Source organism: Terriglobia bacterium, from assembly GCA_036496425.1.
GTDB lineage: Bacteria > Acidobacteriota > Terriglobia > 20CM-2-55-15 > 20CM-2-55-15 > 20CM-2-55-15.
In genome coordinates this window covers 1-19,170 of sequence record DASXLG010000141.1, presented here as the reverse complement: position 1 = coordinate 19,170, position 19,170 = coordinate 1, and the positions used below count along the sequence as shown (strand labels likewise).

General features: G+C 57.0%; 19 protein-coding genes. 14 read left to right on the top strand and 5 right to left on the bottom strand.

Going from position 1 to position 19,170, the window contains the following annotated elements:
• Positions 1-50 precede the first annotated feature (50 nt).
• Positions 51-329 (bottom strand): 30S ribosomal protein S20, encoded by a 279-nt coding sequence (gene rpsT, locus VGK48_10130; GenBank protein HEY2381522.1) that lies wholly within the window; start codon positions 327-329, stop codon positions 51-53.
• Between the two features lie 72 nt (positions 330-401).
• Here rpsT and VGK48_10125 point away from each other — a divergent pair, with 72 nt between their 5' ends.
• From VGK48_10125 to era, 4 genes are read left to right on the top strand one after another with little or no spacing between them, the layout of a single operon-like run.
• Positions 402-1,403 (top strand): PhoH family protein, encoded by a 1,002-nt coding sequence (locus VGK48_10125; GenBank protein HEY2381521.1) that lies wholly within the window; start codon positions 402-404, stop codon positions 1,401-1,403.
• Complete coding sequence (ybeY, locus tag VGK48_10120) at positions 1,387-1,815, top strand: rRNA maturation RNase YbeY (protein HEY2381520.1); 429 nt, start codon at positions 1,387-1,389, stop codon at positions 1,813-1,815. Before VGK48_10125 ends, ybeY begins: the two co-directional genes overlap by 17 nt.
• A complete protein-coding gene (locus VGK48_10115) occupies positions 1,809-3,083 on the top strand; it encodes a hemolysin family protein (GenBank protein ID HEY2381519.1) in 1,275 nt (424 codons plus the stop codon). Before ybeY ends, VGK48_10115 begins: the two co-directional genes overlap by 7 nt.
• Complete coding sequence (gene era, locus VGK48_10110) at positions 3,076-3,957, top strand: GTPase Era (protein ID HEY2381518.1); 882 nt, start codon at positions 3,076-3,078, stop codon at positions 3,955-3,957. The genes VGK48_10115 and era overlap by 8 nt, the downstream gene beginning before the upstream one ends.
• Before the next feature lie 46 nt (positions 3,958-4,003).
• On the opposite strand, the gene VGK48_10105 is transcribed toward era, so the two are convergent.
• From VGK48_10105 to VGK48_10095, 3 genes are all read right to left on the bottom strand, one after another.
• Positions 4,004-4,411 (bottom strand): prepilin-type N-terminal cleavage/methylation domain-containing protein, encoded by a 408-nt coding sequence (locus VGK48_10105; GenBank protein HEY2381517.1) that lies wholly within the window; start codon positions 4,409-4,411, stop codon positions 4,004-4,006.
• Positions 4,386-4,847 (bottom strand): type II secretion system protein, encoded by a 462-nt coding sequence (locus VGK48_10100; GenBank protein HEY2381516.1) that lies wholly within the window; start codon positions 4,845-4,847, stop codon positions 4,386-4,388. The genes VGK48_10105 and VGK48_10100 overlap by 26 nt, the downstream gene beginning before the upstream one ends.
• A gap of 86 nt (positions 4,848-4,933) precedes the next feature.
• On the bottom strand, positions 4,934-7,237 hold the full coding sequence (locus VGK48_10095; protein HEY2381515.1) for a hypothetical protein: 2,304 nt from the start codon (positions 7,235-7,237) through the stop codon (positions 4,934-4,936).
• Positions 7,238-7,248: 11 nt separating this feature from the next.
• On the opposite strand from VGK48_10095, the gene VGK48_10090 reads away from it, so the two are divergent.
• The 10 genes from VGK48_10090 (at position 7,249) to VGK48_10045 (ending at position 16,646) form a co-directional block, all read left to right on the top strand.
• Positions 7,249-8,601, top strand: coding sequence for a sugar transferase (locus VGK48_10090; GenBank protein ID HEY2381514.1), 1,353 nt, complete (start codon positions 7,249-7,251; stop codon positions 8,599-8,601).
• 72 nt (positions 8,602-8,673) lie between these two features.
• Positions 8,674-9,411, top strand: a complete 738-nt coding sequence (locus tag VGK48_10085) for a hypothetical protein (protein HEY2381513.1) — start codon at positions 8,674-8,676, stop codon at positions 9,409-9,411.
• 8 nt (positions 9,412-9,419) lie between these two features.
• Positions 9,420-9,866 (top strand): SsrA-binding protein SmpB, encoded by a 447-nt coding sequence (gene smpB, locus VGK48_10080; protein ID HEY2381512.1) that lies wholly within the window; start codon positions 9,420-9,422, stop codon positions 9,864-9,866.
• The gene (locus VGK48_10075; GenBank protein HEY2381511.1) at positions 9,867-11,267 is read left to right on the top strand and encodes a leucyl aminopeptidase; all 1,401 of its coding nucleotides are present in this window, start codon (positions 9,867-9,869) and stop codon (positions 11,265-11,267) included.
• Positions 11,260-11,868, top strand: a complete 609-nt coding sequence (locus VGK48_10070; protein ID HEY2381510.1) for a Fic family protein — start codon at positions 11,260-11,262, stop codon at positions 11,866-11,868. Before VGK48_10075 ends, VGK48_10070 begins: the two co-directional genes overlap by 8 nt.
• Positions 11,855-12,880, top strand: coding sequence for a ThiF family adenylyltransferase (locus VGK48_10065; GenBank protein HEY2381509.1), 1,026 nt, complete (start codon positions 11,855-11,857; stop codon positions 12,878-12,880). Before VGK48_10070 ends, VGK48_10065 begins: the two co-directional genes overlap by 14 nt.
• On the top strand, positions 12,877-14,172 hold the full coding sequence (locus VGK48_10060; GenBank protein ID HEY2381508.1) for a hypothetical protein: 1,296 nt from the start codon (positions 12,877-12,879) through the stop codon (positions 14,170-14,172). The genes VGK48_10065 and VGK48_10060 overlap by 4 nt, the downstream gene beginning before the upstream one ends.
• A 90-nt stretch (positions 14,173-14,262) precedes the next feature.
• Entirely contained in the window at positions 14,263-15,129 is an 867-nt protein-coding gene (locus VGK48_10055) for a dienelactone hydrolase family protein (GenBank protein ID HEY2381507.1), read from the top strand.
• Between the two features lie 70 nt (positions 15,130-15,199).
• Positions 15,200-15,664, top strand: coding sequence for a hypothetical protein (locus tag VGK48_10050; GenBank protein ID HEY2381506.1), 465 nt, complete (start codon positions 15,200-15,202; stop codon positions 15,662-15,664).
• Between the two features lie 160 nt (positions 15,665-15,824).
• Positions 15,825-16,646, top strand: a complete 822-nt coding sequence (locus VGK48_10045; GenBank protein ID HEY2381505.1) for a hypothetical protein — start codon at positions 15,825-15,827, stop codon at positions 16,644-16,646.
• Here the strand turns inward: VGK48_10045 and VGK48_10040 are convergent.
• A complete protein-coding gene (locus VGK48_10040) occupies positions 16,643-18,874 on the bottom strand; it encodes an NADP-dependent isocitrate dehydrogenase (protein HEY2381504.1) in 2,232 nt (743 codons plus the stop codon). The genes VGK48_10045 and VGK48_10040 overlap by 4 nt on opposite strands.
• Positions 18,875-19,170 lie beyond the last annotated feature (296 nt).

Here is a 19,170-nt window from a genome sequence, read left to right as displayed (position 1 = left end):
CTACGGAATTCAGGTGTGCGACCCCCTCCCGGTGAACGACACCATTTTCCCTACGCGGCAGGAGCAGCCGGCTTCGCGCTGATTTTCTTCGCCAGTCTGGACTTATAGCGGCGTGCGGTGTTCTTTTTGATGACGCCTTTCTGGACCGAGCGATCGATAACCCCGAACGTTTCCGGCAGGACAGCTTTGACGTCTTCCGGCTTGCCGGAGGTGATCGCGGTTCGCAGCTTCTTCAGTTGGGTTTTCAGCCGATGCCGGTTCATCTGATTGATCAGCCGGCGCTTTTGACTCTGTCGATACCGCTTCAGCGCGGAGGGATGGTTTGCCATTCAGTCTCCTGTCTCGTTCAAAAACCCTAATCATAACACATGGTATAATCGGCCCAGGTTTTGAAACGCAGGATGAAGAAAAGTATTCGAATGGGCGACGGCGTCGCCGAGTTTTTTGGCACCCACGACGGCAATATCAAATATCTCGAATCCCTCCTTAAAGTTCAGGTTCACATCGACGGCGAAAGCAATCTGATGGTCGACGGCGACGACGCCAATGTCGAGCTGGTGGAACGGATTGTGGCCGATTATGCGCAACTGCGGTCCGAAGGCGTGAAGTTTACGAACGGCGATCTCAAGTCGATCATCCGGATCATCTCCGAAGACACGTCCCAGAGCCTCAGAGGGGTGGTTTCGAGCGCAAAGAGTCTCCAGGCCGGGAAGCGGAATGTCACGCCGAAGACGCTGAACCAGAAGCTCTACCTCGAGGCGATCGAGAAACACGACATGGTTTTCGGCATCGGTCCGGCCGGTACCGGAAAGACCTATCTTGCCGTCAGCATGGCGGTGCGCGCGTTACTGGACAAAAAAGTCAGCCGAATTGTCCTGACCCGTCCGGCCGTCGAGGCGGGCGAGCGCCTTGGATTTCTGCCTGGCACGCTTCAGGAAAAAATCGATCCTTACCTGAAACCGCTCTATGACGCCCTTTATGACATGCTGGATGTGGAGCGGGTGGACCGGCACCTGGAGCGCGGCGTTATCGAGATTGCGCCGATCGCGTTCATGCGTGGCCGGACGCTGACCGACTCGTTTGTGATTCTGGATGAAGCGCAGAACACAACGCCTGAACAAATGAAGATGTTCCTGACGCGAATCGGTTACGGCAGCAAGGCCGTGATTACGGGCGACGTCACACAGGTCGATCTTCCGCTCGGAAAGCTGTCGGGTTTGATTGAAGCCCGCCGTGTGATCTCGGGCGTCGAAGGCATTTCATTCATTCATTTCAATGAGAGAGATGTGGTCCGTCACCCCCTTGTCCAGCGTATCGTCCGCGCCTATGAAGCTTACAGCGCGCAGAATCTCGCGCGGCAGCAGCCGCTCGAGTTCGGTCAGGCGGATGGCAGCTCGGGTTGAACGGGGTAAATATGTCATCGTTAACCGGCAGCGCAAGCACGCGATCGACGGTGCAGAACTGCGCCGGTTCGTTCCACAACTGGTGCGGCAGCTGGATGTCGAGAACCGGGAATTCGCGGTCGTCTTTATTACGGACGCAGCAATGCGTGACTATAATCGAAACTACCGCGGCTATGACAAGTCGACGGATGTCCTCTCATTCCGTGGCGACGGCGGCTGCCTGGGCGATATTCTCATCTCGTCCGAGACTGCATATAATCAGGCTCGTAACTCCGGAAAGCTGAGTTTTCAGAGCAATATTCACAGGCTGATTGTTCATGGATTGCTCCATTTGATGGGATACGACCACGAGACGGACAACGGCGAGATGCGGTCGATCGAGCGCCGTCTGCGGCGAAAATTTCAATGCTGAGCGGGACTGAAATCTTCATTGGTATCGCCTTTGTTTTCGCTCTCCTCGTCATGTCGATCATCGACATCGCGTTCACGAACGTGAACAAGGTGTCGGTCCGGCGACTGGTGGACCATCCTTACGGCAAGGCCGCTCCGGCTCTGGCGGAGATGCTGGAAGCACGCGCCGAAGTGATCACGTCGATCCATGTCGTGATCCAGCTTCTGCTGGTGCTGGGATCGGTGCTGGTTTTTACCGCGTTTCAAATGCGGGCGATTCCGTTTACGGGCACCGTCATCGGCACGCTTGTCGTCATGATGCTGGTGATCGCCATCTTCCGGCATCTGTTGCCGCGCATTATCACGATGCGAAGCCCGGAGGCGGTTTTGCTCCGGCTTTTTACGATTTTCAGAATAGTTCATTTCGCCATGCGGCCGGTCTCGATGCCGCTGACCGCGGCGCTGAATTACTTTCAACGCTGGGAAGAGGAAATCGAGCCCGTGAAGGAGGAAGAGACGTCCGAAGAAGAGATTCAGGCATTCATCGACGCGGGCCAGGAAGAAGGCATTCTCGAGCACGACGAAGGCGAGATGATCCAGTCGATCGTCCATTTCGGCGACAAGGTTGCCCGCGAAGTCATGACTCCGCGAACGCAGATCGTCGCGGTCGATATCAACTCGACCGTGGATAAACTGCTGCAGTTGATCGTCGCGAAACGCCACGCGCGGATTCCGGTTTATCGCGACGATCTCGACAATATCGAAGGAATCCTGCACGAGCGCGATCTCCTGCGTATCTGGCAGCGCGGAGATAAGCTCGACAATCTGCGGCCGCTCACGAATCCGGCCAATTTCATTCCTGAAACCAAACCAGTGGACGACCTGCTTCAGGAAATGAAGGAAAAAGGCGATCAGATGGTGCTCGTCGTTGATGAGTACGGCGGCATTTCCGGGCTGATCACCATGGAAGATCTGGTGGAGGAGATTGTCGGCGAGATCCATGACGACTCCGACGGCAGTGCCGAGAAAATCGTTGAAGAGCGGAAAGGCGTCATCGTCGTTTCCGGCAGCCTCGAGCTCGAAGCGCTGGAAGAAAAACTCGGCGTCCCTCTGGTGGCGAATACCGACTGCACGACTGTTGCGGGCGCCGTTGTCGAGCTTTTCGGCAGGCTGCCCTCGCCCGGGGAAAAGATCGAGCATGGCGGCGTCGAGATCGAAGTCCTCGATGCGGACCGCCGCCGCGTTCAGCGTTTGCGGCTGAAGACGCTGGCGCCGAAGACACATGAGTAAATCGGGATTTGTCTCGATCGTCGGGCGGCCGAACTCCGGAAAGTCGACATTGTTGAATCGCCTGGTCGGCGAGAAAGTCTCGATCGTCACCGACAAACCCCAGACCACGCGCCATGTCGTGCGCGGGATCGTCACCAGGCCCGAAGGCCAGATTACATTCCTGGATACACCCGGGATTCACAAGCCCATCCATCGCATGAACGAACGCATGATGAAGTCGGTGCGGGACGCCATGTCCGACGTTGACCTGATTCTTTTGATCGTCGATGCGAGCGCTGCGTTCGGGCGCGGAGAAGCGTTCACTCTGGAAATGTTGAAGCCCCTGACGAAACGAAAGTTTCTCCTGCTGAATAAAATCGACCGGATTCAAAAGCAGAAGCTGCTCCCGATCATCGATCAGTATTCAAAACTCTGTGATTTCGAGCAGATCGTTCCGATTTCGGCCCTCAAGGGCGAAAACATCGAGAGCCTGCTGAAGGAGATATTCAACACGCTGCCGGAAGGGCCGATGTTCTATCCGGCCGATCAGATCAGCGATCAGCAGCAGCGGACCATCGCGGCCGAGTTGATCCGGGAAAAAGCGATTCTTTTGACGGAGGAAGAGCTGCCGTACTCGACGGCAGTGGTGATCGACCGGTTTGAAGAGAGCGAAAAGATATGCCGGATTTTCGCAAGCATCTTCGTGGAAAGGGATTCGCAAAAGGCCATCATCATCGGGAAAGCGGGTCAGAAGCTCAAAGAAATCGGAACGGACGCGCGAAAGGAACTCGAAGAATTTCTGGACACCAAGGTCTTTCTGGAACTGCACGTCAAGGTGAAGAAAGGCTGGCGGGATGACGAGCAGATGTTGCGGACGCTCGGCATGACGGAATAGGATCTCAATTCTTAAGGGTGTGTGAGCGACCCCCTGCCGAAATCGACTACCACGAATTGTACGCGGTACCTTCCATTGACGTGCCGGGCGCGCCGCTGTGAACGTCGGTGATTCCGCTCTCGGTTTGATCGGGTGACGCGACGGACGTATCGTTGACGGGCTGCCAGGTTGAATTCGAGTTCGTGATCGGATCGACGGGCAGCTGCTTGAAATAGCCGGCATCCACGAGATCCTGCAGCGACTGCGGAGCTTTTTTCTTATCCGCGGTGTATTGATCGATCACCCGCCGGAGCGTGATCAGGTTGTCGTGCAGGACAGTCTCTTTCGCGTTGCGCACGCTGGCCCTGTACATCGGAACCGCGATCGTCGCCAGTATGGCGATGATCGTGATCACGATCATCAATTCAAGGAGCGTGAAAGCGCGGTTTCTACCAGTCCTTGTATTTGATGCCATCGAGGCCTGTCCCTCCGGATTTAGTGTATACGTCGAACACGTCCTGTCCGCCCCAGGCCGTATTCTTCGGATCGTCCTGATACGAGCGGAGGCCCCATTCGGTGGAATTGGTCATCGGGTCCTTGGGAATGCGGCGGAGAAGCTTTAATTTCTTGTCCACCTGTCCGACTATCTGCACGCCGTCGACCAGGACTTGCAGCGTTTCCGGATAACCTTCCGTATCGACTTTCGCCATGATGAGGCCGCGGTCACTCGCGTCTTTGTACTTATCAATGGCCGTCCTCATATCGCGGAGATCCTGTCTGAGTTCGAATTCTCTTTCGCGCTTGATGGAGTTTTTGGCAAGCGGAAGCGCGAGCCCCACAAGTATCGCGATGATGAATATGCTCACCATCAGTTCGATCAGTGTGAAGCCGCGCCGATCGGACCTCGTCATGATCGGATGGCAGCGCGCTACCGCGCTTGTATTCGCTCCGCTCATCGTTTGATGGCTGCGCGCTAACCCGCTTGTATTCGCTCCGCTCATGGGGCTGAAACTGTTACCTCCGCAGTTTTACCGTTCGCGACGTTCTGTTGCGCGTCGAGCACGTGGAACTCTGTAATACGCAATGTCGAATTTCCCTGTCTCGGACTGCGCTCGAGCACAAGCGTCACAAGATTCCCCATGCCCGAAACCGGGGCTGCCCCGGGCGGCCGTTCCAGAGAAATATGGACGATGCCGTTATCCGTTTCCTCTCGTTTAACCAGGGATACGATCTGTCCGTCCCGGCTCAACAACCCGCCGTCGCGGATATCTCGAATATTGAAAGCTCCCGGCTCGAATTGCAGGGTGAGGTCGACTCCGTAAAAATCGGTTCCGTTACCCACAATATTAACAGCTGCGGTCCCTGCCGGGGGCAACGTAATGGGAGAAGGCGAAAAAGCGACCGTTGAATTCGTCGTCCGCGCCGCCTGTGGCTGCGTATTTGCCGGCGCTGGAGGCGTTTGCGGGGCTGCCGGAGCCGGAGCGCCCGGAGCAACGGCAGGTCCCGGAGCCGCTGCACCGGGTGCGGGCGCCGCGGGCGGGGGCACGGGAGCAGGCGCGGCGTTGCCGTTGGGCGGCACATTCAAGCGCAGGCGCGGCAGGCCTTCGGAGCCGGTGTTGATACCCCGCATATTCGCTTCCTCGATGTTCGGCATACGCAGGATATGCGGCGTCAGCATGATGATGATTTCGGTCTTGTCGTGGGTTTTCTGCTCCTGAGAGAAGAAGTATCTGAGGATGGGAATGTCCTTCAATCCCGGGATTCCGTTCAGCGACGTCGATTCGCTGTCCGTGATGATTCCGCCGAGGATATTGGTTTCACCTTCGACAAGACGGATCTCGTGCTGCACCTGGCGGTTCGTCAGGACCGGCTGCTCGACACCGCCCACGTTGTTATTGCCTGCAACGGCGCGCACCTGAACCTGAACCTTCATCGAGATTTCTCTGTTCAGCAGGACATGCGGCGTGATGTCGAGGTTCACGCCGACGTCGATGTACTGAAAGTTGACTACCGGGGTTCCCGTCGCTCCGACGAACGCCGGCTGAAAGCTGCCGGATGCGATCGGAACCTGAGAACCCACCCGGATCGTAGCCAGTTGTCCGTCCGTCGCCCGGACCTGCGGATTCTGGATCAGCTTCGCGTTGTTGCTGGTTGCCAGGAACTGAGCGGTTACCGGCGGAATGGTGATCGAATAGGCTGCCGTGCTTCTGGGAATATTATTGAGCGGGAATCCGTTCCCTCCTGTAGATGACGCGGTTCCAGCGCTTCCACCCGTTGCCGACACGCTGGTACCCTGGGGCGGCAGGATTCCGAGCTGCCGCAGCGTGGAGATATCCACTTCCATGACCGTCGCGTCGACCAGCACTTCAGCCTTGGACTTGTCCAGGTCGTTGATGATTTTTTCCGCAATCGCGACGCGGTCCGGCGTGTCGCGGATCATGATCGCGTTCACGGCATCGATCTGCGCGAGATACCGCATATTCAGCAACGTCCGAAGCGCCGTAATAGCCTGCGTCACCTCGGTGCTGGTCACGCTGTTGCTCAGGTAGATTGTCTTGAAAATGAGATCTTCATAATCGCGGCGCTTGGTCTGGTTATCGGGCGCCACCAGGATCGTCGTCCGGTTGATGACCTTCCAGAAAGTGCGGGTTTCCAGAGCGAGAACGTCCAGAGCATCGAAGATATTTACTTTGTTCAGATCGATCGGTACCCGGTTCGAGCGGATATCGGGATCGAAAATCACATTGATCCCGGCAAACTCAGCCAGTGTCTCATAAGCAACCTTGTAGTCCTGGGTCATATGGAGATCGATCGGGCCCGTGACTTTGACGTCCAGCTGCGACGCAACGCTCGTGTCGGTTTGAGTGAGGTCTCGCAGACGGTCGAGTTGAATTTCGGGCTGAGTCTGATTGCGGCTCTTGGCGGTGAGGATGTCATTCACCTTGCCCAGCTCCACCTGAGCCAGTTCATGAGAGGGATCGATCTCGAGCACGCGCGTGAACTCGATTTTGGCGGTCTGATAGTCCTGTTTTTCGAGGGCCCGGCGTCCCGCTTCGAAATGCTGAAACGAGGCGTTGTAGCGCGCCCGCTCATACTTCAGCTTGTATTCGATGTTTTCGGGATCCTTGGCCAGGGCAACCTTGTATTCCGCCATTGCCGTGTCATAGTCCTTTTCGACTTCGGCGTGGTTGCCCCGCGTGTAGGCTTTGCTCCCGGCGCAGCCGGCAAGGCTGGTTGCTAAAAGGCCTGCAAGGACGAATAATCTGAATCTATCTGTTTTAAGTCTATAATCCGCATTCATCGTGAACTCTCATGATTGATCAGAGAAAAAGAATTTTTGCCGTCAATCTGTGGATATTCGATCTGGTTTTGACGACGGCGAGCTTCTTTTTGGCTTACCGGGTCCGTTTGTTGTTCGCGCTGGAAGGGCATGTGCTGATGCCCGTTCGGGTTTACTTGTGGCTCCTTGCAATCATTCTTCCAACCTGGGCGTTCCTGTTGCCCGTGTTTCGTGTGTACTCGGAGCCTACTCTGGCCCCGCTCAGCCAGATCAAACGTCTGTCTAAAGGCATTCTGGGGGCCTGGTTTGTAGTGGCGGCCATGGTTTCCTTCGTGAAGCCGGATGCTTCGAATCGAATCATCCTGATGGTCACATTGGCCATCAACTACATCCTTCTTGTTACCTATCGTGTCGTTTTGATGAAAGTAACCAAACGCGGTGCGCTGGATGTTCGTCATGTGGCGGTCATCGGCAGCGGACCTTCCGCCCACGAGTTTGCGCGGACGATCGAAGGCCATCATTTCTGGGGGTTGCAGCTGACCGGGGTTTTCAGGAAAGAGGAGGTCCGAGGCCTCCTGAAGGACGGCGGAGTGGACGAACTCATCCTGGTGGTGGACCGCGAGAGCCTCGACCAGTTCACAGACACTTTCCTGCTCTGTGAAGAGCTCGGCGTTACGGCCCGTGTGGTTTTGAACTTCTTTCCTCATTCGATAGCCCGGATGGAGCTGCACGAGTTCGACGGATTTCCGCTTTTGTCCTTCAGCACCACGCCGACAAATGAAGCCCTGATGTTCGTCCGGCGGATTCTGGACGTGGTTCTTGCCGGATTAATGCTGCTTGTCACCGGCCCGTTCGTCATGCTTCCCACGGCGATCCTGATCAAACTCACGTCGCCCGGTCCCGTGCTGTTCCTGCAGAGACGCTGCGGGCTGAACGGCCGGCAGTTCATGATGTACAAATTCCGCTCCATGGTCGACAACGCAGAGCAACTGCGTGTTGAAGTGGAGGGGTTGAATGAAATGGACGGCCCGGTTTTCAAATCTTCTCGCGATCCTCGTATTACAACTGTCGGCAAGATCATACGCCGATTCAGTTTCGACGAACTGCCGCAGGTCTTCAATGTTCTGCGGGGCGACATGAGCCTGGTCGGCCCCCGTCCGCCCCTGCCTGCCGAAGTGGCGCGCTACGAACGCTGGCAGCGCCGCCGCCTCAGTATGAGGCCCGGGATGACCTGCCTCTGGCAGATCAGCGGCCGCAACGAAGTCAGCTTCGAGGACTGGATGAAGCTGGACCTCACCTACATTGACAACTGGTCTTTGCTCTTGGATTTAAAAATTTTACTGAAGACCGTTCCGGTGGTTTTGCTGGGCCGGGGGGCCAAGTAGCGCGCAGCATGATTAGTTACTTGAACCGGGATATAATGAAGGTTGTCCTAATTGGATATGAGGGAAAACCGCATGAGTAAACGTTTATTGCCCATTGTTTTCTGTGGCTTGCTGGCTGTGCCTGTTTTTGCCGCCAAGGGCCCTGAAGTCGATATGGTGGACAATAAGCTCTCCATCGACGCGGATGCCCTGCCTTTGGCCCGCTTGCTGCGGCTGGTGGATCAGGCCACAGGCATGAAATCGAAGGTGCCGCCGGAACTCGCCAACCGGACGATCAGCGTCAAGTTTTCGGGTCTCAACGTTGCGGATGGCCTGCGTAAGATCTTTCAAGGCCAGCCGTTGGATTATGTCGTCATCCAGGGCCAGGGAGTCATTATCACCGGCGCATCCCAAAACCTGACGGGCACCGAGTCCGTGGCGGCCTATCCCGCGACTCCGGGCCAACCGGAGGCGCCTTTCCAGGACTTTCAGCAGAATCCGGGTCAGCCCGGCTTCCCCGGCCAGCCGAATTTTCCAGGCCAGGCCGGCATTCCGGGTCAGCCGCAGGTACAGCCGTCGACGATTCCGAGTCCGTTCGGACCGATCGCGAACCCCAGAGCAGGGCAGCCGGTGCAGCCGGTTCAACCGGCGCAGCCTGCGACGGTGCAGAACTCGCTTTTCCCGGCTTCCCAATCCCAGAACACTCCTTTGCAGCCGGTGAATAACCAGCCGAATGCGTTCGGGAGCCTGACCCCGTTCGGCTCTACTCCGCAGCCGCAGAGCAATCCGAACACGCTGTTCGGTGGTTCATCGCTCTTTCAAAACCATTAGCGGAATCCGTGAAAGACATCGCCGTCAATCGGCAGGCATTTCACAATTACGCGATTCTCGAGAGGTTTGAGGCCGGCATCGTCCTCACCGGCACGGAAATCAAATCCGCGCGGGACGGGGAAGTTAATCTGAAGGACGCGTACGGGTTCGTCAAGAATGGCGAAGTGTGGCTGCTGAACGCGCACATCAGTCCGTACACGCATGGCAACTACGCGAACCACGACCCGTTGCGCACCCGCAAGCTGCTTTTGAAGCGGTCGGAAATCAATCGCCTGATCGGTCGCACGACAGAACGGGGACTGACGCTGGTGCCGCTCCGCATGTATCTTAAGGAGGGCCGGCTGAAGTGCGAACTGGCGCTGGCAAAGGGCCGCAAAGTGCATGATAAGAGGGATGTGGAGCGAAAGAAGACCATTGATAAGGAAACCAGACAAGCGTTGAGCGAAAGGAAGTAAGTGGAATTCCGGATCGTTGAGTCCTTCGATACCATTGAGGCGGATGCCGTTGCTGTTCCTGTTCTCGAAGATGCAACGACCTGTGATGCGAGATTTGCCGCACAGGCCAAACCCCTGTTTGCCGGCGGCGACCTGCCGTTGAAGCCATTCGAAACCCTGTTGATTCCGGGAACGCCCAAGCTTCTGTTCGTCGGTGTATCCCGGAGCGCCGATGCCGACAGCTGGCGCAAGACAGCAGCGGCCGTCGTGCGGCGTGTGAAGAACGTACGGCGTCTGGCGTTTGCCGCAGGCGACGTCCGGGCTCTGGTCGAAGGGGCAATTATCGGGGCGTTCTCCGTCGAAGCTTACAAAACGACAAATCATCGTCCGCCTGTGGAGACGGTTTTCTTCCGTGGCGGGAGCGGCGGGGATTCGAAGGCCATCCACGATGGAACCATTCTCGCCGAGTCGATGAATTGGGCGCGCGGTCTTATCAATGAGCCGTCCAACCGGAAACCACCGCGTGTCATTGCCGACAGGGCGAAAGAAATGGCCGCTGCCGCCGGACTTTCATTCGAGGTGCTCGATGAACGCGCCATCCGCGATTTGAATATGGGCGCGCTGATCGGCGTCGGTCAGGGCAGCAGCGAACCGCCCCGGCTGGTTGTCCTGAAGTACATGGGCAAGCCGTCGTCCTCGAAGCTGCTGGCATTTGTGGGAAAAGGCGTGACGTTCGATACAGGCGGCATCAGCCTCAAACCTGCCGACGGCATGGAGAAAATGAAATATGACATGGCCGGCGGCGTCACGGCTATGGCGGCGCTGCGCACGCTGGCTTTGCTGCATGCGAAGGTCAACTGTATGGCGGTCGTTCCGCTCGTCGAGAACATGCCGGGCGGCAATGCTCAGCGGCCCGGCGACGTCGTTCACTCGATGTCGGGCAAGACGATCGAGATCATCAATACGGACGCGGAAGGACGCTTGATTCTCTCCGATGCGCTTGCTTATGCGCGCCGCATGGGCGCAACCCATCTGGTCGACCTGGCGACGCTGACGGGCGCGGCCCGCATCGCGCTCGGACCGTTCCGCGTCGGCGTCATGGGCAACGAACAGAGTTACATCGATGCATTTCTTGCCGCCGCCAGACGCGCCGGAGAGAAGATGTGGCAGATGCCGATGGACGATGATTATCGCGAGCTGCTTAAAAGCACGGTTGCGGACATTGCGAACACCGGCGGCCGCTATGCCGGCATGATTACCGCCGCCAAATTCCTTCAGGAATTCGTCGGCGACACTCCATGGGTGCATCTGGATATTGCGAGTACCGCGTGGAACGAAGAGGACAAACCTTATCTGCCGAAAGGACCGTCGGGCGTTGCGATGCGCAGCCTGGTGGAGTTTGCGTTGACAGGATATGAGTAGCGATCTGCCGATCTATTCGGACTCGGGTTTGAGGACTCGCCTGCAGTTCTCGTCCCTGGAAAATCTCAAGGGAGTCGATACGGCGGCGGTGTGGGAGAAGTCCGACGATTTCATCGCAAAACTCGAAGGCGGGCGCAATGTGCGCCAGGCGCGCCAGGAGATTCAGGAAGCGACCAAGTCCGGCCTGATGCGGATGCACGCCATCATGTTCACCGGCGAGTTGCGGCAGAAGAATCAACCGCCGCTTTTTCGCGGCCATGATTGCCCGGAGCCTGAGTTTATCGATCGTTCTCTCGATAACTTTTTTAACTGGCTCACGGCGGAAAGCATTTCCGAAATTCATCCAATTGAACGGGCGGCCCTGGTATTGACCCGCGTCGTCGACATCTGGCCGTTTGAAACAGGGAATCTGACCGTCGCGATCATGCTTGCAAATGTCGGCCTGCGGCAGGTGGGCCTGGCGCCGTTTTTTGTGCAGCCTGGACACAAAAAGGAATTCATGAAGGTCGTGGCCCAGGCGATGGCCATCGAAACTCAACCGCTGGTCAACGCAATCTTCAACTGCATCAAGCGGGAGATGGAAACGCTTGCGTCCGGATGAACGGTATTCGCGCCAGATTCGATTCAGCCCCATCGGCGAAGCGGGCCAGCAGCGTCTCGCATCCTCCCGCATTCTGCTTATAGGACTGGGAGCGCTCGGAACCGTCGCCGCCGATCAGATTGTGCGTGCGGGCGTCGGCTTTGTTCGTCTCCTCGATCGCGATTTTGTCGAGCTGTCGAATCTCCAGCGGCAGTCGTTGTTCGATGAAAACGACGTCCGCAGCAATCTTCCCAAAGCGATCGCCGCCGAAACGAAACTACGCAGCATCAATTCTTCGGTTGAAATCGAAGCCAGGGTGGACGATGTCAATCCATCGAACATCGAAGACTATCTCGACGGTGTCGACCTTGTGCTCGATGCGCTCGACAACTTCGAAACCCGATTCGTCGTCAACGATGCCTGCGCCAAGCATACCAAGCCATGGATTTACACAGCGGCGGTCGGAAGCTATGGATTGGTGATGCCCGTCCTTCCCGGAAAAACACCGTGCTTGCGCTGCCTGATGGGAGCCATGCCTGCACCTGGAACTTCGCCGACGTGTGAAACCGCCGGCGTCGTCGCCCCCATCACCCACATCATTGCTTCGATGCAGGTCGCGGAGGCGTTGAAGTTTCTGACCGGCAATCTGAATCCGGCGGACATTCGATTGACGGCCTACGACGTCTGGTCTCACCGTTTTCAGCGGATCGATGTGGGTCAGGATGCGATGGCGAGCTGTCCGGTCTGCTCCGAGGGCCGCTTTGAATATCTCGACGGTAATCCGTTGCGCACGATTACCTTATGCGGGCGGAACGCTGTGCAATTGATTCCAGGCGTAAAGGGAGACATCGATTTTGAGCAGTTGTCGAAGTCCATTGCGGTCTTCGGCTCGGTTCAGTTTAACGATTTTCTGCTGAAATGCTCGTCGCCGCCCTACGAACTCACCCTCTTCAAGGATGGCCGCGCCATTGTGAAAGGCACCGAAGAAGCTGGCACTGCGCGCTCGGTCTATTCCAAAATGGTCGGGTTATGATCCGCTTTGCGGTCTGCGTGCTGCTCCTGCTGCAGTCCGTGATTTCCATCCGGCCTGGATTTGTTCACTTCGTGGACGGAAAGGCGGACGTGCGGAAATTCGAGCAGCTCGAAGAGGGAAGAAAAGTGCAGACCGGCCCGCACAGCCGGATCGAGATCGGGCTCGGCCCGGATGCACTCCTTCGCCTGGACGAGGATTCTGCCGCAGTCCTGGAATCGCTCGATCCCGAAGATGTCGGCGTGCGTATCGAGTCGGGTACGGCCGTGATCGAAGTCGAAGATATCGAGAAGCCGAACCGGATTCGCGTTACTGCGGATGATTTGAAGACCGTGATCGATTCGAAGGGCGCCTTTCGTTTTTCAAGTAATACGGTTGCGGTGCTCGAGGGCAGGATCGGAATCAGCGGAACGAGCATCAGCGCGCAGAAGGGCTCGCAAATCACAAAAGCGGGCGGCGATTATAAGCAGGAAAGATTGGTGCTCAACACGCCTGCGGTTTTTAAAAATTTCCTGAACTCGCCCAAAGCCGGTTTCGTGAACTCCATTCATGGCGACGCGAACGTGAAGTTCATGGACAGCGTCCGCTCGGATCAGCCTGTAACGACGGGACCGGCAAGCTATGCGGAACTGCTTCTACGCCCCGGCGCCTTCATGCGCATTGACGAAAATTCCAGCGTTGTTTTCGAATCCGTCAGTGCGAATGACATCATCTTCCATGTCGTGAGCGGCGCCGCCTTGATCGAAACCGACGTCCACGACGAACGCCTGCCGATTCAGGTGACTCTGGGAGGAACGAAGACGCTCATTGCTTCGCGCGGCCTCTATCGATTCACCAGCGACACGGCAGCAGTCATCGACGGGACGTTGCGAATCGGGAAAAACGGCGAAGCCGTATTCACCGGCATGCAGGTCCACATGGTCGACAAAGTCTACGATACAAAAGATCTGGACGAAGCGGACCCTACTGGTCTGGATCTGTGGAGCGCGGAGCGTGCCCAATTGCTCGCCAAAGCGAATTTCATCGCCGACTACGCGGACTCTCCGGCCAACTTCTTTTTCTATCTCACCAACAGGTCCTACAATGCGGCCTGGGTCTATAGCCCATCGATAAACGGCATCACATTCATGCCGCAGTTGAGGCGCGAATCGTACTACGGCACAAGTTTCGTTCCGTACTATCCGCTGCTTCCCGGACCTTCGATGCTTCCGCCGAGCATGGTTCGCGCCCCCGTCCCGCAGCCCACTCTTTCTGTCGTGACGCAAAAATCAGACGAGAAACCCAGCGCAAAATAAAGTCACCGGCTCCCGCGATAGACCGAATGGATATAATGTCGCGGTACGAATCGGGTCTACGAGGTAATCCAAAGTCGAAAAGGAGCGCATATGTGCGATCAGGATCATTCTGAGAAAGAACTTCAGGAGTATGAGGCGTCAGGTTTGATAACACGGCGGCAATTCGGCGTGATGCTGGGAGCGGGCGTCGCCATGATGCTGCCGCAAACTCCGAACGCGGTAAAGGTGACCGAAGCGGAAGTGACCATCAAGACGCCGGACGGCATGGCCGACTCTTACTTCGTGCACCCGGCGACCGGCACGGCTCCAGGCGTTCTGGTGTGGCCGGACATTTTCGGCCTGAGGCCTGCGTTCCGTCAGATGGGCAAACGGCTTGCCGAATCCGGCTATTCCGTGCTCGTGGTGAATCCGTTCTATCGCACCAAGAAAGCCCCCACGGCGGAAAACGGCGCTGCAACGCCAATCCAGGGCCTGATGCCGCTGATGCAGAGCGTGCAGGACGGGAACAAGCAAATGAGCGATGCAAAAGCGTTCATCGCGTGGCTGGATCAGCAATCGTCGGTTGCCAAAAACCGGAAGGTGGGCACGCAGGGTTATTGCATGGGTGGACCGTTTGCCCTTCGCACTGCTGCGGCCGTGCCTGATCGCGTCGGTGCGGCGGCATCATTCCACGGCGCCGGACTGGTAGGCAATGGTCCGGACAGCCCGCATCTTCTGGCCGCGATGACCAAGGCGCAGTTCCTGATCGCCATCGCAACAAGCGACGATATGTCGCGGCCCAACGACAAGACCGTCATGAAAGACACCTTCGCCAAGGCGAACGTGCAGGCGGAAATCGAAGTGTATGCCGGCGCGCAACACGGATGGTGTCCTCCGGATTCGGGCGTGTACAACCAGCCGCAGGCGGAAAAGGCCTGGAGCCGTCTGCTCGCGTTGTACGGAAAAGTGCTGGCCTGAGCGTTTCCGGCGGTGGCCGTCATTCCCCGCCTGACTCAGGCGGGGAGTTCAAACCGATACGGGAGACCACATGTTTGGTAAAAAGCTCTCCGAGTACATTCAATTCGAATTGTGGATCCTGATTCTGATCGCTCTGACCTGGGCCGTCCGGCTCGGAATCTCGCTGGCAGGAACTCCGTTCTCCACAACCAAATGGGTCAGTATCAATATTGTCCTTCTGCTGGGGCTTCTCTACTGCTCCGTTGCCGTCCATACTTCCGGATTTGGGAGCTACAAGCAGCTGTTCGGTCTGCTTTTCATCCAAACGGCATTTGCGCACATCCTGATAGCATTGGCCATCGTTCTCGGAATCGTCAGCGGGAAGAGTAACGCGTTTACGACTCCTGAGGTTTTCGGAGGGAACGACGGCGCGAGTTGGCCGCACGTCGCCGCCCACGTCATCGCAGGCCTCATTCTTCCGCTGATCACATGGTTGATCGGTTCAGCGGTTCTGTTCGTCACCAAGCTGTTGAAGCGCGTGCCTGCGCCCGCTTAGATCTATCGGAATGCCTGAAGTGCGGCTTATAAGACTGTAGCCCGGCCTGTTGGCTAGAACGTGAACCGCAAAGCCCTCTGCAGCGGGAACAAACGGTTTATCTTGCCAGAACCGGGAACGCACTGTAGATTCCCTCAGACACTCTCGAGGAGGTATCACGATGGGTTTGCTTTGTCGGTATTCCCGAAAGGCGATGCTCGCGCTGATCGTCTGTTTGGCATGCTCCGGTGGCGCAAAGGGCGAGGATGCCAAACCCAGCCCGGAGGCAATCCGGCAGTTTCTGCTTACCGCTAAAGTGGTGCGCAGCAAACAGTCGAGCACAGGCATCACCAACCCGTGGCGGCTGACGCTTAGCGACGGCTCCATGACGCACGATGCCTCATTCCAGGCGGTGGACGAGCACAAGGTCAGGAAAGAACTTGACAACGGAACGAGCGAGATCAATTTCGTCGATTCTTATAAATACAACATCGCCGCCTATGCCTTGGCAAAAATGCTGGGCATCGATGAAATGCTTCCGGTGTACGTCGAGCGTAAGTGGATGGGTCAGACCGGCTCGCTCAGTTGGTGGCTGCCGGTAAAGATGGATGAAGGACAGCGGCTCGAACGTAAGCTCTCCGCGCCCGATGCCGATGCCTGGAACAAGCAGATGTATCGAATCCGTGTGTTCGATGAACTGGTGTACGACACCGATCCGAATCTTACCAATCTGCTGATTGGCGAGGATTGGACCATCTGGCGGGTCGATTTCAGCCGCGCTTTCCGGCTGTCCAAAGACATCAAGAGCGAAAAGAACCTGACACACTGTGACAGCCGATTATTCGAAAAAATCCAGGCGCTCAAACAGGACGAACTGGCCCAGAAAACCAAAAACTATCTCAGCAAATCCGAAGTGGAAGCCTTAATGGTCCGCCGGGACAAGATCGTTACCTATCTCCGCAAACTTATCGCTCAAACCGGCGAGAACAACGTGCTTTATTAGCGGAATGCCTGAAGTGCGGCATTGAACGTTGCGCTGGGCCGCATCGCTTTCGAAGCGGTTTCGGGGTTCGGCGCATAGTAGCCGCCGATATCCACCGGCCGTCCCTGGGCTGCGTTCAATTCGCTTATGATCTTCGTCTCGTGTTCAGCCAGAGCTCGCGCCAGCGGCGTAAAACGCGACTGAAGTTCCGGATCCTGAGTCTGGGCGGCCATGGCTTGCGCCCAATAAAGCGCAAGGTAGAAATGACTGCCCCGGTTGTCCATTTCTCCGGTTCTGGGTGAAGGCGACTTGTTGGTTTCCAGCAGCTTTTCGGTTGCCTTGTCCAGAGCGTCCGCCATGATCTTCGCCCGGCGGTTTCCGGTCGTTTCACTCAAGTGTTCGAGAGATACGGCGAGCGCGAGAAATTCACCCAAAGAGTCCCATCTCAGGTGCCCTTCCTCCACGAACTGTTGCACGTGTTTGGGCGCTGAGCCGCCGGCTCCCGTTTCGAACATGCCGCCGCCATTCATGAGAGGAACAATGGAGAGCATTTTGGCGCTGGTGCCGACTTCGAGAATCGGAAACAGGTCGGTCAAATAATCGCGAAGGACGTTGCCGGTGACGGAGATCGTCTCCTGGCCGGCCCTGAGCCGCTTCAGTGTGAATCGCGTGGCTTCTTCGGGCGCCATGATTTCGATCTGCAGCCCTTCAGTGTTGTGGTCGGGCAGGTAGTGCCCGACTTTCCGGATCAATTCCGCGTCGTGGGCCCGCGTCTGGTCGAGCCAGAAGACGGCAGGCGAGCCGGTCGCGCGTGCGCGTGTGACGGCAAGCTTGACCCAGTCCTGAATGGCGGCGTCTTTCGTCTGGCACATGCGCCAGATATCGCCTTTTTCGACCTGGTGTTCGAGAAGAACCGCTCCCGAAGCGTCTTTCACGCGAACCGTACCGGCTTGCGGAATCTCGAATGTCTTGTCATGCGAGCCGTACTCCTCGGCGGCCTGGGCCATGAGCCCGACATTGGGGACCGTACCCATGGTCCGCGGATCGAAGGCGCCGTTCTCTCTACAGAAGTTGATCGTCTCGCGGTAAACACCGGCATAACTGCTGTCCGGAATCACGGCTTTCGTGTCCTGGGTTTTGTTGTCCTTATTCCACATCTGGCCTGAGGCGCGAATCATTGCGGGCATCGAGGCATCGATGATCACGTCGCTCGGCACATGCAGGTTGGTGATGCCTTTACTGGAATTCACCATCGCAAGGTCGGGCCGCCGCGCGTACTCCGCCTGGATATCGGCCTCGATCTCTTTGCGTTGCGTCTCGGGCAAGCTCCGGATGGCTTCCAGCAGGCTCGCCATTCCATTATTGACATTCACTCCGATACTGCTGAGCGTTGCGCCATGCTTCTGGAACAAATCTTTGAAAAAGGCCTTAACCGCGTGGCCGAAGATGATGGGATCGGACACCTTCATCATCGTCGCTTTCAGATGGACGGAGTACAGGACGCCGCGCTGTTTCGCATCCTCGATCTCCTTTTCGAGAAAAGCGGTCAGGGAGCGGACATTCATCACGGTGGCGTCGATGACTTCGCCTTTGAGGACCGTTATCTTCTCTTTCAATACGGAGACTTTTCCGTCCTGTCCGGTGAATTCAATCCGCACAGTACCTTCGTTCTCAAGTGTTCTGGATCGCTCGTTCGATCGGAAATCTCCGGCGGTCATATTTGAAACGTGCGATTTGGAGTCTTTGGACCATGCTCCCATCGAGTGCGGGTTCTTGCGGGCATATTGCTTCACGGAATTGGGTGCCCGGCGGTCTGAATTTCCTTCACGCAGCACGGGATTGACAGCGCTCCCCTTCACCTTGTCATAACGAGCGCGAATGCTCTTTTCCTCATCATTCGCCGGCGAGTCCGGATAGTCGGGCAATGCGTAGCCCTTTTTCTGCAGTTCTGCGATCGCCGCTTTCAGCTGTGGAATCGATGCGCTGATGTTCGGCAGCTTGATGATATTGGCTTCCGGCCTTTTCGCCAGTTCGCCCAGCTCCGTCAGGGCATCCGGAATCTGTTGCTGTCCGGTCAATCGTTCGGGAAATACGGCAATGATACGGCCCGCCAGCGAAATATCCCGCGTCTCAACGGTGACGTCACAAGCCGCCGCAAATGCTTGAATAATTGGAAGAAACGAGCAGGTCGCCAGGGCCGGCGCCTCGTCCGTGTAGGTATAAATGATTTTTGATTTCGTGTTCGTCATCGCTGGTTCGTCCGGTCCTCCATCTGTGCCGCAATAGAATATCCTCTACGGGCACTGCCACGTCAAAGTTGTTTAGCCGCAGATTAGGCGGATTGCGCAGATGGGGCGCTTAATCAGTAGCTTTTTGCGCCCCATCTGCGCAATCCGCGTAATCTGCGGCTAAACCCCGCATATAATTCTTCAATGACCGGTAACAAGGTGCTGCTGGCATTCGCCGCGGCATTGCTGTCCATTCCAGTCGTCGCTCTCCTGTGGGTGGGCAGCTATTCGAGCGTGGAACCGACCTTCGCGGGTTT

Bases quoted from the DNA above. Each gene is read 5' to 3' on its own strand.
- rpsT (HEY2381522.1), bottom strand. From the start codon at position 329: ATGGCAAACCATCCCTCCGCGCTGAAGCGGTATCGACAGAGTCAAAAG.
- VGK48_10125 (HEY2381521.1), top strand. From the start codon at position 402: ATGAAGAAAAGTATTCGAATGGGCGACGGCGTCGCCGAGTTTTTTGGC.
- ybeY (HEY2381520.1), top strand. From the start codon at position 1,387: ATGGCAGCTCGGGTTGAACGGGGTAAATATGTCATCGTTAACCGGCAG.
- VGK48_10115 (HEY2381519.1), top strand. From the start codon at position 1,809: ATGCTGAGCGGGACTGAAATCTTCATTGGTATCGCCTTTGTTTTCGCT.
- era (HEY2381518.1), top strand. From the start codon at position 3,076: ATGAGTAAATCGGGATTTGTCTCGATCGTCGGGCGGCCGAACTCCGGA.
- VGK48_10105 (HEY2381517.1), bottom strand. From the start codon at position 4,411: ATGGCATCAAATACAAGGACTGGTAGAAACCGCGCTTTCACGCTCCTT.
- VGK48_10100 (HEY2381516.1), bottom strand. From the start codon at position 4,847: ATGACGAGGTCCGATCGGCGCGGCTTCACACTGATCGAACTGATGGTG.
- VGK48_10095 (HEY2381515.1), bottom strand. From the start codon at position 7,237: ATGAATGCGGATTATAGACTTAAAACAGATAGATTCAGATTATTCGTC.
- VGK48_10090 (HEY2381514.1), top strand. From the start codon at position 7,249: ATGATTGATCAGAGAAAAAGAATTTTTGCCGTCAATCTGTGGATATTC.
- VGK48_10085 (HEY2381513.1), top strand. From the start codon at position 8,674: ATGAGTAAACGTTTATTGCCCATTGTTTTCTGTGGCTTGCTGGCTGTG.
- VGK48_10070 (HEY2381510.1), top strand. From the start codon at position 11,260: ATGAGTAGCGATCTGCCGATCTATTCGGACTCGGGTTTGAGGACTCGC.
- VGK48_10060 (HEY2381508.1), top strand. From the start codon at position 12,877: ATGATCCGCTTTGCGGTCTGCGTGCTGCTCCTGCTGCAGTCCGTGATT.
- VGK48_10055 (HEY2381507.1), top strand. From the start codon at position 14,263: ATGTGCGATCAGGATCATTCTGAGAAAGAACTTCAGGAGTATGAGGCG.
- VGK48_10050 (HEY2381506.1), top strand. From the start codon at position 15,200: ATGTTTGGTAAAAAGCTCTCCGAGTACATTCAATTCGAATTGTGGATC.
- VGK48_10045 (HEY2381505.1), top strand. From the start codon at position 15,825: ATGGGTTTGCTTTGTCGGTATTCCCGAAAGGCGATGCTCGCGCTGATC.
- VGK48_10040 (HEY2381504.1), bottom strand. From the start codon at position 18,874: ATGACGAACACGAAATCAAAAATCATTTATACCTACACGGACGAGGCG.